This window comes from Pararhizobium sp. IMCC21322, assembly GCF_030758295.1.
Lineage (GTDB): Bacteria > Pseudomonadota > Alphaproteobacteria > Rhizobiales.
In genome coordinates this window covers 3000251-3013221 of record NZ_CP132335.1, presented here as the reverse complement: position 1 = coordinate 3013221, position 12971 = coordinate 3000251, and the positions used below count along the sequence as shown (strand labels likewise).

The window sequence follows — 12971 nt, the reverse complement described above, 5'->3', positions numbered from 1 at the left end:
TTTGAGCGTAGCAACAATAGGATTGTCCGCAGGCTATTCTCGCACCCACGCAGCGGACTTTGTCGTCGATACCCCGACAATCGTGCAGAACGGTTCTGCGGCCCATATTCTGGATGGAAACGATAGTCTGACCATCACCAGCAGCGGTGAAATCATCGTCAACGGTGTTGATGGCGTGAACGCCAGCGGTGATGAAAACAGAATTACCAATTTCGGAAACATTGAGGTCGACGGCGATACCTTTATTGGCATCAATGCGCAGAATGATTTCAACACTGTAACGAACAGCCGCAGCGGAACGATCACGACCACAGGTGAATATGGCTACGGCATCTATGGGCGAGACGGCAATTCGATTAACAATCACGGTGCCATTTTCACCAGTGGTCAAAACGGCGGTGGCATAGAAGTCCGTGATAATAACAACATTCTCAATACCGGCTCAATTTCCACCACGAATGATCAGAGTTCCGGCATTGAAGCCAATGACAACAACACAATCATCAACATCGGTACAATATCGACCGCAGGAATACGGAGCTTTGGCATTGATGTCCAAAACAACAGCACGGTCGTGAATGAAGGTACGATTACGACAGATGGGGACAACAGCGAGGGAATATCCGGATCTGATTTCAATACCTTCATAAATAACGGGTCCATCAGGAGCTATAGTTCCGGAAGCGCCATCTACAGTTCCAATGACGGGTCTGTCATCAACAACGGATACCTCTTCAGCGAGGGAAGAGGAATCGTCGCAATTGCACGCCATCTGGTGGAAAATCATGGGTCACTCATCGTCAATGGATCCGGCAGAGCAATCGATACGAGCGATGAAAACACAATCATCAATACCGGTTTGATTCAATTAACAGGTGATGGCGGGGAAGCCATTGATTCTGTTGATGACAACATCATCACGAATAGCGGTTCTGTTCTGGCATTCGGAACAGGAACCGAGGCCATAGCCATTCGCAGCAACAATATCATCAACAATTCCGGGCGGGTCATTTCCGCCAAATCTTTCTCTTTCGATTTTCGTGTTTCTGGTGCTGGTCTTGGCGCAAACACACTGAACCTGTTTGCGCCCTCCTTCATTGGTGGAGAAATTGAACTGGGTACCGGTTTTGGTACTGATACTGCTGTAAACATTTCCACCGGCGCATCACATTCGATCCTGTGGGATTTCAGTACCGGAGACTTGCTTGGTGATGACCCGACTATTGATGGGACGGTGCCATGGTTTTACAACAGCACCACCAAACAGATCGCGACATTTGATCCCTCCATTCTGACTGCGTCAGTAGAAGCGCTGACTGACCGAACTGCGTTGGTATCAGCGACCATACAGCGCCGGCTGGAGGCAGCGGAGTTGGTGATCAATGGTGTTCAAAGCGGTAAGCCTGATGGCTCTGGCTCTGAAACGGAGGCTGGCAACTTCGACAAATCCGGGGCTTGGGTGCAAGTCATGGCCAGCCAGAGCAAAAATGGCGGCGGCGCTGCTACACTGGACCGGGATATTGCCCTTGGCGGATTGGCCGTCGGCTATGATGCCAATATGGGCAAAGCCACACGCTTTGGCGTGATGGCAGGCTATATTGATGGCAGTTCAGAGGCGGCGAGCCGTTGGTCCAAATCATTTGAAAGTGATAGTTCAGGCTTCTTTGCTGCCGGTTACCGGCGCAAAAGCTTTGGCCAGATATTTGTCGATCTGGGCCTGAGCGCCGGTATTGGCACGGACAATGAAACCAAGCGCTTTGTGAATGACAATCTGGCGGCTCTGGGTGAAAGCTATTCCACGGATGATCCTGGAACCAGTTTCTGGATCAGCCCCGAATTTGCAATCGGCACTCAAATCAAAACAATGTCCAACTGGACCTTCTCGCCATCAGCAAAACTGCGTTACGCGGCTGAATGGTTTGGCGGTTACACTGAAACCGGCCCGTCTGCCGATGCAAATGCCACTGTTGATGATCGAATGATTGCGATTGGAGAAGCCCGGCTTGAGCTTGCCGCCTCTCGACATGTGACGTTTGGCAAGACTGCTCGTGCCCTCATTACCGCCAGGGGTGGCGCACTTGGACGTGCTTCATTGGGAGAAGATGCCACCATTACCATGCTGGGTGTAACGCAGGACATATCTGACTTTTATGAAGACAGTTTCGCAATCTTTGCCGGACTGGATGCCAGCTTCGCCATCGGCGACAGGCTCAATCTCGATCTGTCCACCGCCACCACCCATGGCAATGATATGACAAATGTTCAGGGTGCAGCGGCGCTGGGTGTTTTGTTTTAAAGGCCATGCACTGTTCCATTTAGCAGCTGATTTCAATTTCTCGCCACGCGGCTTCTGATGCAAACATTGAAACAGGCATCAGTGGCCTTGGTGGTTCATGGGAGATGACAGAAACTGCGCTGGTGGGACCCCACGGCATTGTCGTTTGCCCGGGACCGTTATCTGGGCGTTGAGAGCGAATTGTACAATTTGAATAATCCATAACAGCAATCTCGATAGTATCACTTGCCGTTTTGTCTGGTTCCGTTAATCTCGATTTTATTACGAAAAGCCGAAATAAATCGGTTTTAGGGAGGATCAGATGAAGCATATTGCATTTGTAACAACGCTTTTTGCAGGCTGTGCACTGTTCGGCATGTCCGGAACAGAGGCGCAGGCCGCAGCCTGCATGAAGGTAACGCTGACTGGAACGCAGGGTGGCCCTCCCGTTTTCAACGGACAGGCAGGCGCTGGCACTCTGGTTCAGTTCGGCGATGAGGAGAACAAGTGTTCGGCGGTGAATCTGCAGTTTGATACCGGTCGTGGCACCACTCAGCAGCTCTCCAAATTATCCCTGCCTGTCGGCAAGCTGAATGCGATCTTTCTGACCCACATCCATTCCGACCATACGGAAGGCCTTGCGGACATGATGCAGTTGCGCTGGCATTTCAATTCTGGCGGGCCAAAAGTGGATCTGGTTTGCAGCGAAGATGCAAAATCACCACTAGGTCACATCCTGAGTTGCGGAAAACTTGCGACTCATATCGGTGACGCCTTTATCCAGTCCGGAGAAATGGCACAGCGATTGGCGGAGAACAAGAAACGGCTGCCAGGCGGACCGGCTGATCTGATCAATGTGGTCAATTTTTCTGCAAAAGGCGAACCGGTTGAGGTTTGGTCGTCCGGCGATGTCAAAGTATCAGCCATCAACTCCCGCCACGTTCCAGGCCATGCATCCTACCGTGTGGATACGCCTGCCGGCAGCGTGGTGATTGGCGGCGATGCTGGCAATGACACGCCAAAGCCACCGCGCGACACCTCCACGTCTGCGCAGGTGGAAAAACTGGCTATGGGCGCCGATATCGTGGTCCATTCCACCATTCATCCTGCAATGGGTCCAGACAAGGACAGCGGCTTCCCGCCGCCCATTTACTTTCGCCAGAGCACGGCAACAGATCTTGGCGCCATGGCAAAGCGTACAGGCGCGTCGCATTTAATGCTGACACATCTTATCCCGCCTATGGGGGCTCTAAGACAAGGCCCTTACCCAATTCCCGGCGGGCCTTTGACCGAGGCATCATACACCCAGTCTGTCACGGATAGTGGTTATGAGGGAAATGTGGTTGTTGGAACTGACCTGGCCTCTGTCACATTGACGAAATAGACCCTTCATACACGCCGTCAGGACGCAAAAATCAGGCTGAGGACACGCAGATTGCGTGCCTCAGCCTTTTCCATCTCTTCCCGCATCCGGTCCTGTCCCCTATATGTTAGGGACCTGAAAACCGGCTATGCGGACAATTATCAGAACCATGAACGATCTTATTCTATCTCCACAGCCGGATGACCCCAGACTATCGGCCGCCGTAACCGGTTATGACCAGACCGGCGCTTTGGTCGAAACACGTGTGGTCACCGAGCGGGCGCTGACACTGTATCTGAACCGTCAGGAAATCGTCACCATGATGACTATTGGTGACCATCCGGACCTATTGGCGGTGGGCTATCTGGAAAACCAGAACATGCTGGAAGATGACAACCCGATTACAACAGTCGATTATGATGATGATCTGGGCGTCGTCGTGGTGCGCACCGAACGGGAAACGAACTATGAGGAAAAGCTGAAGAAAAAAATTCGCACATCAGGTTGTGCTCAGGGAACTGTGTTTGGTGATGTCATGGATAGTTTTGATGGAACTGCGCTTTCTGATACTGCCATGCTTTCAACGGCTTCCCTCCAAAAGCTCCTGAAACGAATAAACACAATGCCGTCGCTCTATCTGACCGCAGGCGCGATCCATGGCTGCGTTCTGGCCAAGGGTGATCAGCCTTTGGTTTATATGGAAGATGTCGGGCGCCACAATGCTGTGGATAAAATTGCCGGCTGGATGCGGCTGAACAACTGTGATCCGACAGACAAGATTTTCTACACAACCGGACGTCTGACTTCAGAAATGGTTATTAAATGCGTGATGATGGGAATACCCATTCTGGTGTCACGCTCCGGCTTCACTGCCTGGGGCGTGGATCTGGCCAAGAGCGCAGGACTGACCCTGGTTGGACGGGCGCGCGGCGCGCGGTTCATGGTTTTGGCGGGCCAGGACCGGGTTATCTTTGACAATGATCAGTCAGAAGAACCAACAGATGACAAATGAAGCGCTGATACTTGGCGTCGTGCTTGCTGGCGGGCAGTCCCGGCGCATGGGATCGATCGACAAAACACTGATGCCGCTTTGTGGTGTGCCCATGGTGAAACGTGTTCTCGACAGATTGCGCCCACAGGTCAATGCCACCATTGTCAACACCAATGCGGAAATGAGCCAGTTCAGCCACCTTGGCGTTCCAGTGCTTAGCGATACGGTTACGGGTTATGCAGGACCATTGGCTGGCATTCTGACTGCCATGGAATATGCTGAACAAAATGGTTTTCAGCATGTCTGCAGTGTGGCGGCAGATACGCCGTTCTTTCCAACCGACTTTGTGACAAAGCTGACGGATGTCGGGAAACAGGATATTGTGCTGGCGGGATCTGGCGGGTTTCGCCAGCCGACATTCGGTCTTTGGTCCGTCGGGCTGTTGGCTCAGTTACGTGAGTTTCTGACACAGGGCGAAGAGCGTAAAATCATGCGTTTTGTTCAAAAGCACCAATGGAGCCTTGTGGAATTTGACATAAACGAAAGTGATGGGGCAGACCCCTTCTTCAACGTAAATACGCCGGACGATATGAAACTGGCTGAGCAATATTTGAGTAATGGTGAGACCGAACATGCCTGAACAGAATCCGGTCTTTGGGGTAACCGGTTGGAAGAACTCCGGGAAGACAACATTGGTCAGCAGGCTTGTCGCTGAAATTACAACTCGTGGTTTCTTTGTATCAACTGTGAAACACGCACACCATAATTTCGATATTGATCAAAAGGGCCGTGACTCTTACGCCCATCGGGAGGCCGGTGCACAGGAAGTGGCGCTTGTCTCTGGCCGTCGATGGGCCTTGATGCATGAATTGCGCGGAGATGAGGAACCTTCGCTTGACGAGGTCCTTGCAAAGCTCTCGCCTTGCGATCTTGTTATAGTCGAGGGCTATAAGCGAGAGACGCATCCCAAGATCGAAGCGCGGCGTGTGGGTTCCAAATCAGACCGGCCGCTCGCGCCAGATGATCCAAGTATTGTCGCCATTGCCTGCGATACAAGCCTGGTTGGCGAGGCCCTGCCCGTTTTTGACATCGATAACATCACCAGTATCGCGGATTTCGCGTTGAAGCAGAGCGGCTTACCGATGCGGAAATCAAGCGACCGCGCGGTTTCATGAGCCAATCCCGCAAGCTCCTGAATGATTGCTTTTTGCACGACAAGGACCGGTTGCGTCATGATGATGTTCTCACTCTCATTCAAAAGCGCATCGGTACGATTGTCGCCTCTGAAACGGTTCCCCTGGCGGCAGCCAATGGCCGTATTCTGGCAGAGCCGGTTGTCGCGCCGCGCAACGTGCCCTTGTCAGACAACGCCGCTGTTGATGGTTATGCGTTCCGACACGCCGATTTTGATGATGTTGGCGGCTGGTTTGAAGTTGCTGACAGAATTGCAGCAGGCCATGCGCGCACCACTCCCATGCCAAATCAAACCGCTGCCCGCATATTCACGGGCGCTGCCATGCCTTCAGGCGTTGATACAATTGCCATGCAGGAGGATTGTGAACCCCATATTCAACATGACCGCCCCTATGTGGCTATTCCGCCAGGTTTGAAGCCGGGGGCCAATTGTCGCAAATCCGGAGAGGATGTTCTGGAAGGTACAACAGTTTTGGTGCCTGGAGAAAGACTGCGCCCTCAGGATATGGCAGCCATTGCATCTTTGGGTATTGCTCAGGTTGTGGTTTTTGAAAAACTCAAAGTGGCTCTCATTTCCACAGGTGACGAATTGCTTCGGCCCGCGCTGGGTACGTTGCCTCAACCGGGCCAGGTGTTTGATTCCAATTCCTTCATGTTGAAAGGATTATTAGCAACTGTGCCCGTGGATGTAACCGATTTCGGTGTGCTTGCGGACGACGCTGAGCTGATACGTGACACTCTATCAAAAGCAGCAGCTGACTTTGATATCATCCTGACATCAGGTGGTGCGAGCCGCGGCGATGAAGATCATGTGATTGCGGCGCTTGATGAATTGGGGCAGCGACATCTCTGGCAACTTGCCATCAAGCCGGGGCGTCCCATGACCATGGGGCAAATTGGCGATTGTATCTTTGTTGGCCTGCCCGGAAACCCTGTTGCGGCGTTTGTCTGCTTTCTGCTCTATGTTCGCCAGATAATTCTGCGGCTTCAGGGCAGCGCGTGGCGGTTGCCCGTGCGTTTTGCTGTCTCTGCGAATTTCGGGATCGATAAGAAGAAGCCGGATCGGCGGGAGTTTTTGCGCGGAATTCTGGGGCAAACCGAAACTGGTGCGCTCGGTGTGAAGAAATTTGATCGTGATGGTTCCGGCCTTATCACAGGCTTGCGAGAAGCAGATGGCCTCATTGAAATAGCTGAGACCGCGACCAGCTTGCAGCCGGGGGAAATGGTCAACTTCATTCCGTTTTCAGAATTTGGGCTCACGCCACGCTAAGTGCAATTTCTGGCTGTGGAACTAACCAGCTCCTTACCCGAACTTGACAAGGGTTCGAAAGGGCTAGATTTAGCACTGATATTTCAATTCATGAGACTGGAGACTTGAACAATGGCAAAAGTTGCGTTTATCGGCCTTGGCGTCATGGGATACCCTATGGCCGGACATCTGAAGACGAAAGGCGGGCATGACGTCACTGTTTATAACCGCACATCTGCCAAAGCTGAGAAATGGGCAGCAGAGTTCGGTGGAGCGTCTGCCGCAACACCTCGTGAAGCCGCCGCAGATTGTGATTTTGTATTTTGCTGCGTGGGTAATGATGATGATTTGCGCTCAGTCACTACCGGCACAGACGGGGCCTTTTCCGATATGAAATCGGGGGCTATTTTCGTCGACAACACCACAGCTTCCGCTGAAGTTGCCCGGGAATTACGGGACGCTGCTGACGCCAAGGGTTTCGGGTTTCTCGATGCACCGGTCTCTGGTGGCCAGGCAGGCGCGGAAAATGGTGTTCTGACAGTTATGGTTGGTGGTGACGAGGCTATTTTTGAGCGCGCCGAGCCGGTGATTAAATCCTACGCGCGGATGGTTGGCCTTATGGGGCCAACCGGGGCCGGACAATTGACAAAAATGGTCAATCAGATTTGCATCGCAGGCTTGGTGCAAGGCCTGTCAGAAGGCATCCAGTTTGGGCAGAATGCCGGACTTGATATGGAGGCCGTCATCGGTGTTATTTCCAAAGGCGCAGCCGGTTCGTGGCAGATGGAAAACCGTCACAAAACCATGATTGCGGGCGAGTATGAACACGGATTTGCTGTCGATTGGATGCGCAAGGATCTGGACATTGTTCTGGCCGAAGCGCGAGAGAATGGTTCCAACCTTCCCGTCACAGCGCTTGTTGACCAGTTTTACGCGCAAGTGCAGGCGATGGGTGGCAATCGTTGGGACACATCTGCTTTGCTGGCGCGGCTGAAAAACTAGGTTTTGGACTGATCTGACACGTATTGCCGCAACGGCTCTGCTCTACTAACCTTTCGACGTGCTGCGAATCATTGATTTCAGCACGTTGGGGAACGAGCCGACGAGGCAAAAATATGTCTGACATGAGACCAAACGCGACAGAGCGCCAGAAAAGAGCGTTTGGGCTGCTTTTGCGTCGCCTCAGCGAGAATGCGAGTCTGTCGCAGGAACAAAACGTGCTGCGCGACCAATTGTATCAATTGGCTTCGTCTGGCCAGTTTGAGCAGGCTTTTGATATCAATCATCAATTACTGCTGGAAATTGGCAATGCGCACAGCGCTGCAGAAGGCGCGGCCGAGGGGACAGAACAGGATGATGAGCAAATCCCTGCAGAGCCACCTGCCCGCTTTCTGAGCCGTCTTTTCAAGCGTCGCCAGGTTACCGGCCCCAATATTCCTGCCATCGTGCAAAGCCGGGAACGTCAATTGACAACTCTGGCGCTGGACCGGGCCGTGCTTTTGGGAATGTCTGGCCAGCCCGGCGAAGCAAGCGGACTGTTGGACAAGCTGATGGATGCCCGCGGTGATGATTTGGATAATCACATTGCCGAGGACATATTTGAGGCCGCGTTGGGCCTTGCAGACCTTTCCGGCAGTGATGAGCGCCGGCAGCAGGTTTTGCGCGCCAGAATGGCATTCTATTTCGACCTTGCTCTTGAGTTTGGTGATGACGAGAAACTGAACACTGCCTTGCAGGCAGCGGAGACGCTGCATTGTGACCTGGCAGGCCTGGATGACGTGAACGATCAACCTGATGCTATCTGGACCAACGCAAACATGATGCGCCTGTTTGGACAAAGGCACGAACGCACCGAATTGCTGCGCGGGGCCTCGGACTTGTTGACACGGGCGGCTCAAATATTGCGGAAGAGCGGAAAAATTCAAAACAGCTACGACATGGTCCTGGAGCAACTGGACGCTGAGGTCGGGTTGGCCAGCTTGATGGGCGACACGTCTGAATTGTCATCAATCTCCAACCGGCTTCGCGATATTGTGGATTTGCCTGACACGATGGTTACAACCGAGACCCGTGGGCAGGCTAGATACGCATTGGGGTCGTGCCTGGCCAAACAGGCAGACATAGATGGCAAGATTGTTACGCTGCGTAAATCATTTGGATATTTTGAAGCCGCTGCAAAACAGTTTGCAGATATTGGTATGGAGGCGCGGGAGCTGAAGTCACTTCGCGACCTGGCTATGGCCAAACTGACGGCAGCAGAACTGCTGGCGCTCAACACGGATAGTTTGGATACAGACCTTATTCTGGCAAAGCGCTACAATGCCGAAGCGGAACTGCTGCAGCAGCAATTATCTGCACGGCTCGGCTGACCTGACGCCCCACTTTTCTCCGGCGTCGCGCAGGAAATCCAAATGTCCATGTACGGAAATCAGGTGGTCTCTCATGGCCGCCTAAACAGCAGATTCCGCTGCGCCAGATAAGCGTGCGGATCCACTGGTGACAGGTTTATCCGCTTATCTGGAAGAGGCGTAGTACGCCACCCTGCGCTCAAGATAGGCCAAAAATTCCGACAGTGAGAACGCAAGAGCAAACAGAACAATGAGTACAGCCCAGAAATGGGACATCATGAAGTTGTTGGAGTACAGCTCAAAAAGCGCTCCAAACCCGACAATCGAGATCAACAACTGACCGATAATTACACCCTTTACCGCCCGGATAACACCAATGCGCACTCCCCCCAAAATCTCTGGCAGTGCAGCCCAGAAATAGATTTTAAAAAATGCATCAAGGGGCGATGCGCCAAAACTGCGCGCCATTTCTACAAGTGATCTGTTGATCTGCTTGACGCCAGCCCGCGAGTTCAGAATGATAATCCAGATTGCGAAAAGCGTTGTGGTGATGATGATCGATTTCATGCCGAAACCAAACAGGACCATCAGAACAGGAACAAGCGCTGTCAGTGGAGCACTAAGGAAAATATTGACCCACGGCAAAATCAGCTCATCAAGCAGCCTGCTTTTGCCGATCAAAATCCCGACCGGTATGCCGATGACAACAGCAAAGAAAACGCCACTGACAAAGGCGTAAGCTGTTTCATACATGGCTTTCAAAAATGCCGGTGTGCCGATCACATTGTACAATGTCACCAGGACCTCAGACAGAGGCGGGATAAAAAACGTCCAGCCTGTTTGCCCGACAATTTCCCAGACAAGAGCCCACAACAGCAGCGAAGACATGGCCGGTAATCTGCGTCCGAATACTATCATGTCACCCTACTCCACATAATTGCGCAAGGACGCCCAAATTTGATCAACGATATCGAGATACTCTGGAGAACGACGGATGTTTTCAACATCGGCGCCGCGGAAGCTTGTTGGACGAATAATCTCTGACACACGGCTTGGCCGCGGCAACAGAATTGCAATTTGATCCGAGACGTAGACCGCTTCTTCGATCGAATGCGTTACAAAAATGAACGTCTTGTTTTCATTGCGAACCAGTTCCAGCATATCTTCCTGAAACTTACGCCTGTTTTGCTCATCCACCGCCGAAAATGGCTCATCGAGCAAAAGTACCTGCGCATCCACCGAAAGCGCCCGCGCCAGGCCAACACGCTGCCGCATGCCGCCTGACAGCTCATGTGGATAGGCCTTTTCAAAACCTGAAAGACCGACATCATTGATGTATTTTTCAGCAATGGCCTCGCGTTCGGACTTCGCTACACCGCGTAGCTCCAGCCCGAATGCGACGTTGCGGATAACGCTGGCCCAAGGCAACAGCGCGAAATCCTGGAAAACAAACGCGCGATCGGGACCGGGGCTGGTGATCTTCTTGCCTTCAATTTCAATTTCGCCAGATGTTGGTTCCAACAATCCCGCGATGATCTTGAGCAATGTAGTTTTTCCGCAGCCAGAAGGCCCCAGCAGCGAGGTCAGTTGGCCACGCGGGAACTCCAGCGACAAATCTCGCAGAGCCTCGACAGCTCCATAGTTCTTCGAGACATTGCGAACTGAGACTGCGGATTCCATTTCGACAGTTGCTGGCTTTTCTAAAGCGTCGCTAGTCTGAGACATAACCACGATTGTTCCCTTCAAATAGGAAGTTTTCAATTCGCTCCAGCAGGTTCAGGAAGAGCACTGCCAAAACGATTATGGAAAAAATGGCTGCATACATTGAGGGGTAGTCAGCAATCGAACGACTGTAGGTGATAATATCCCCGACACCTGTGGGAGTAATTTTCAACTCTGACAGGATAGCACCGATGAACCCGGCAGAGATACCAAGCCGCAACCCGGAGAAGATGACCGGTGAAGCCGCCGGAATGACAATTTTCAGGACAATATCCCGATCCGTTGCCAGGAACGATTTCCCCATATCCTTGATGGAGGCTGGCGTATTGCGCACGGCGCTGGCCGTATTGAGCACGATAACCGGCATCGCCATAATGCAGACCACAAATACTTTTGACGTGAGGCCAATACCATAGGCCATGACCAGAATTGGTATCAGCGCGGCAAGCGGCGCGGCCTGCATGACAATGAATATGGGAGAAAACAGCCATTCAAACCGTTGGCTCAATCCAACCCACAATCCGATGCCAATTCCAAAAAACGCAGAAATTGAAACACCCACCACCAGTGGCTTCAGGGTTTCAGCATAGGCTGTGAAAATTGTGCCTTCGATGGTTAGTCTGAAAAGCGCCTGCATCGATTCAATGAATGTGGGAAATGCAAAACTGACCGGTACGCGGCCGGCGATTTCCCATGCCCCGAACACAATAAATGCAGAGAGCAACTTTAGTGCAAGAGGACGATGGATCAACTTAGCTCTCCTGAGGCATTGGAAAAGCGCCACCCGTCAGATTGATAACGGGTGGCAGGTGACGAAGTTATTTCGCCATTGCCGCGTCAAGCGGTGCGAGGTACCAAAAGTCCTCGATATTCAGAGTTGATGGATCACCATCCAGCTGACCAGCAGATGAATACCATTCCATGTCGGCCTGGGCTGCGTTGCGTCCGCCGCCATTGGGGTCGTAAAGACCGCCTGCAACCGCATCGGTATAAAATCCATCCAACTCGGCGAGAAGTTCCTTTGGCAATTGGCCAATAGGGCCGTTCGGATCTGTCTCTCTGCTGATAATCGTTGGATCTTTGTGCATATCCTGCCAAACACTTGCGAGTGCTTTTACAAAGATGTCGACCTGCTCTTCGTTTTCCTTGATCCAGTCAAGATTGGCAAAGAGTGCTTCATCGCTTGAATCAACTTCAAACATCGGCAAAACGTTGAACTTATCCGGGAACTGCTTCACGACCTTGTTCTTATTGGAAAGATCGATGATTGTTGCATCGGTCTGCCCACCGACCAAAGCCACCACGCGGTTTGAGGAGCCCGGGACGTAGGACCGTTTGCCGAACTTGATGCCGATCTTATCTTCAATCACGTTGGCGATAGAGTCTGTACCACCCCCACGGGAGTGAAGCAGAATTGGCTCGCCATCAAGATCTTTCAGATCATCATATTTCTTGCTTGTGACTGGGAAAAACTTGAGTTTTGACAGTTGGAATATAATGCGGATCGGCGCTTTTGAACGCTGCATGGCAGAGTAAGGCGTGCCAAATCCAATATTCATCTGGCCGCTCAGAACGGCCTGAATTGCCAGCTCTTCATCAGAAAAAGCTGTCCATTCGTAGTCAAGTCCAGCTGCTTTGGCGCGATCAAGCGCAACAAAGAACGCAGCCAATTCATCAGACGGCGTCTCAGCCAGAGCAATTTTCAGCTTTTCCGCGTAGGACGTGGACAACATCAAGCCTGCGGCAAGCGGCACAGCAACCGCAAAAGTAGCGATTTTCTTCAGTAGTTTTCTCATTGTTTCCTCCCAGAGAATACTGTTTCCTGTTTA

General features: G+C 52.1%; 12 protein-coding genes. 8 read left to right on the top strand and 4 right to left on the bottom strand.

Annotated features, from left to right (window positions below; all coding sequences use genetic code 11):
• Window position 1 precedes the first annotated feature (1 nt).
• The 8 genes from RAL91_RS14240 (at window position 2) to RAL91_RS14205 (ending at window position 9441) form a co-directional block, all read left to right on the top strand.
• A complete protein-coding gene (locus RAL91_RS14240; protein ID WP_306256887.1) occupies window positions 2-2296 on the top strand; it encodes an autotransporter outer membrane beta-barrel domain-containing protein in 2295 nt (764 codons plus the stop codon).
• A gap of 301 nt (window positions 2297-2597) precedes the next feature.
• Window positions 2598-3659 (top strand): MBL fold metallo-hydrolase, encoded by a 1062-nt coding sequence (locus RAL91_RS14235; protein WP_306256886.1) that lies wholly within the window; start codon window positions 2598-2600, stop codon window positions 3657-3659.
• A gap of 148 nt (window positions 3660-3807) precedes the next feature.
• A complete protein-coding gene (fdhD, locus tag RAL91_RS14230; protein ID WP_306256885.1) occupies window positions 3808-4650 on the top strand; it encodes a formate dehydrogenase accessory sulfurtransferase FdhD in 843 nt (280 codons plus the stop codon).
• On the top strand, window positions 4640-5269 hold the full coding sequence (mobA, locus tag RAL91_RS14225; RefSeq protein WP_306256884.1) for a molybdenum cofactor guanylyltransferase MobA: 630 nt from the start codon (window positions 4640-4642) through the stop codon (window positions 5267-5269). Before fdhD ends, mobA begins: the two co-directional genes overlap by 11 nt.
• Complete coding sequence (mobB, locus tag RAL91_RS14220) at window positions 5262-5804, top strand: molybdopterin-guanine dinucleotide biosynthesis protein B (RefSeq protein WP_306256883.1); 543 nt, start codon at window positions 5262-5264, stop codon at window positions 5802-5804. The genes mobA and mobB overlap by 8 nt, the downstream gene beginning before the upstream one ends.
• Window positions 5801-7093: a gephyrin-like molybdotransferase Glp gene (glp, locus tag RAL91_RS14215; protein WP_306256882.1), complete on the top strand. Its 1293-nt coding sequence runs from the start codon at window positions 5801-5803 to the stop codon at window positions 7091-7093. The genes mobB and glp overlap by 4 nt, the downstream gene beginning before the upstream one ends.
• A gap of 111 nt (window positions 7094-7204) precedes the next feature.
• Window positions 7205-8074: an NAD(P)-dependent oxidoreductase gene (locus RAL91_RS14210; RefSeq protein ID WP_306256881.1), complete on the top strand. Its 870-nt coding sequence runs from the start codon at window positions 7205-7207 to the stop codon at window positions 8072-8074.
• Window positions 8075-8187: 113 nt separating this feature from the next.
• The gene (locus tag RAL91_RS14205) at window positions 8188-9441 is read left to right on the top strand and encodes a hypothetical protein (RefSeq protein WP_306256880.1); all 1254 of its coding nucleotides are present in this window, start codon (window positions 8188-8190) and stop codon (window positions 9439-9441) included.
• Between the two features lie 144 nt (window positions 9442-9585).
• On the opposite strand, the gene RAL91_RS14200 is transcribed toward RAL91_RS14205, so the two are convergent.
• The 4 genes from RAL91_RS14200 to RAL91_RS14185 form a co-directional block, all read right to left on the bottom strand.
• The gene (locus RAL91_RS14200) at window positions 9586-10338 is read right to left on the bottom strand and encodes an ABC transporter permease (RefSeq protein WP_306256879.1); all 753 of its coding nucleotides are present in this window, start codon (window positions 10336-10338) and stop codon (window positions 9586-9588) included.
• A gap of 6 nt (window positions 10339-10344) precedes the next feature.
• On the bottom strand, window positions 10345-11145 hold the full coding sequence (locus RAL91_RS14195; protein ID WP_306256878.1) for an ABC transporter ATP-binding protein: 801 nt from the start codon (window positions 11143-11145) through the stop codon (window positions 10345-10347).
• Complete coding sequence (locus RAL91_RS14190; protein ID WP_306256876.1) at window positions 11132-11893, bottom strand: ABC transporter permease; 762 nt, start codon at window positions 11891-11893, stop codon at window positions 11132-11134. Before RAL91_RS14190 ends, RAL91_RS14195 begins: the two co-directional genes overlap by 14 nt.
• Before the next feature lie 67 nt (window positions 11894-11960).
• Complete coding sequence (locus RAL91_RS14185) at window positions 11961-12938, bottom strand: ABC transporter substrate-binding protein (RefSeq protein WP_306256875.1); 978 nt, start codon at window positions 12936-12938, stop codon at window positions 11961-11963.
• Window positions 12939-12971 lie beyond the last annotated feature (33 nt).

Bases quoted from the DNA above. Each gene is read 5' to 3' on its own strand.
- RAL91_RS14235 (WP_306256886.1), top strand. From the start codon at position 2,598: ATGAAGCATATTGCATTTGTAACAACGCTTTTTGCAGGCTGTGCACTG.
- fdhD (WP_306256885.1), top strand. From the start codon at position 3,808: ATGAACGATCTTATTCTATCTCCACAGCCGGATGACCCCAGACTATCG.
- mobA (WP_306256884.1), top strand. From the start codon at position 4,640: ATGACAAATGAAGCGCTGATACTTGGCGTCGTGCTTGCTGGCGGGCAG.
- mobB (WP_306256883.1), top strand. From the start codon at position 5,262: ATGCCTGAACAGAATCCGGTCTTTGGGGTAACCGGTTGGAAGAACTCC.
- glp (WP_306256882.1), top strand. From the start codon at position 5,801: ATGAGCCAATCCCGCAAGCTCCTGAATGATTGCTTTTTGCACGACAAG.
- RAL91_RS14210 (WP_306256881.1), top strand. From the start codon at position 7,205: ATGGCAAAAGTTGCGTTTATCGGCCTTGGCGTCATGGGATACCCTATG.
- RAL91_RS14205 (WP_306256880.1), top strand. From the start codon at position 8,188: ATGTCTGACATGAGACCAAACGCGACAGAGCGCCAGAAAAGAGCGTTT.
- RAL91_RS14200 (WP_306256879.1), bottom strand. From the start codon at position 10,338: ATGATAGTATTCGGACGCAGATTACCGGCCATGTCTTCGCTGCTGTTG.
- RAL91_RS14195 (WP_306256878.1), bottom strand. From the start codon at position 11,145: ATGTCTCAGACTAGCGACGCTTTAGAAAAGCCAGCAACTGTCGAAATG.
- RAL91_RS14185 (WP_306256875.1), bottom strand. From the start codon at position 12,938: ATGAGAAAACTACTGAAGAAAATCGCTACTTTTGCGGTTGCTGTGCCG.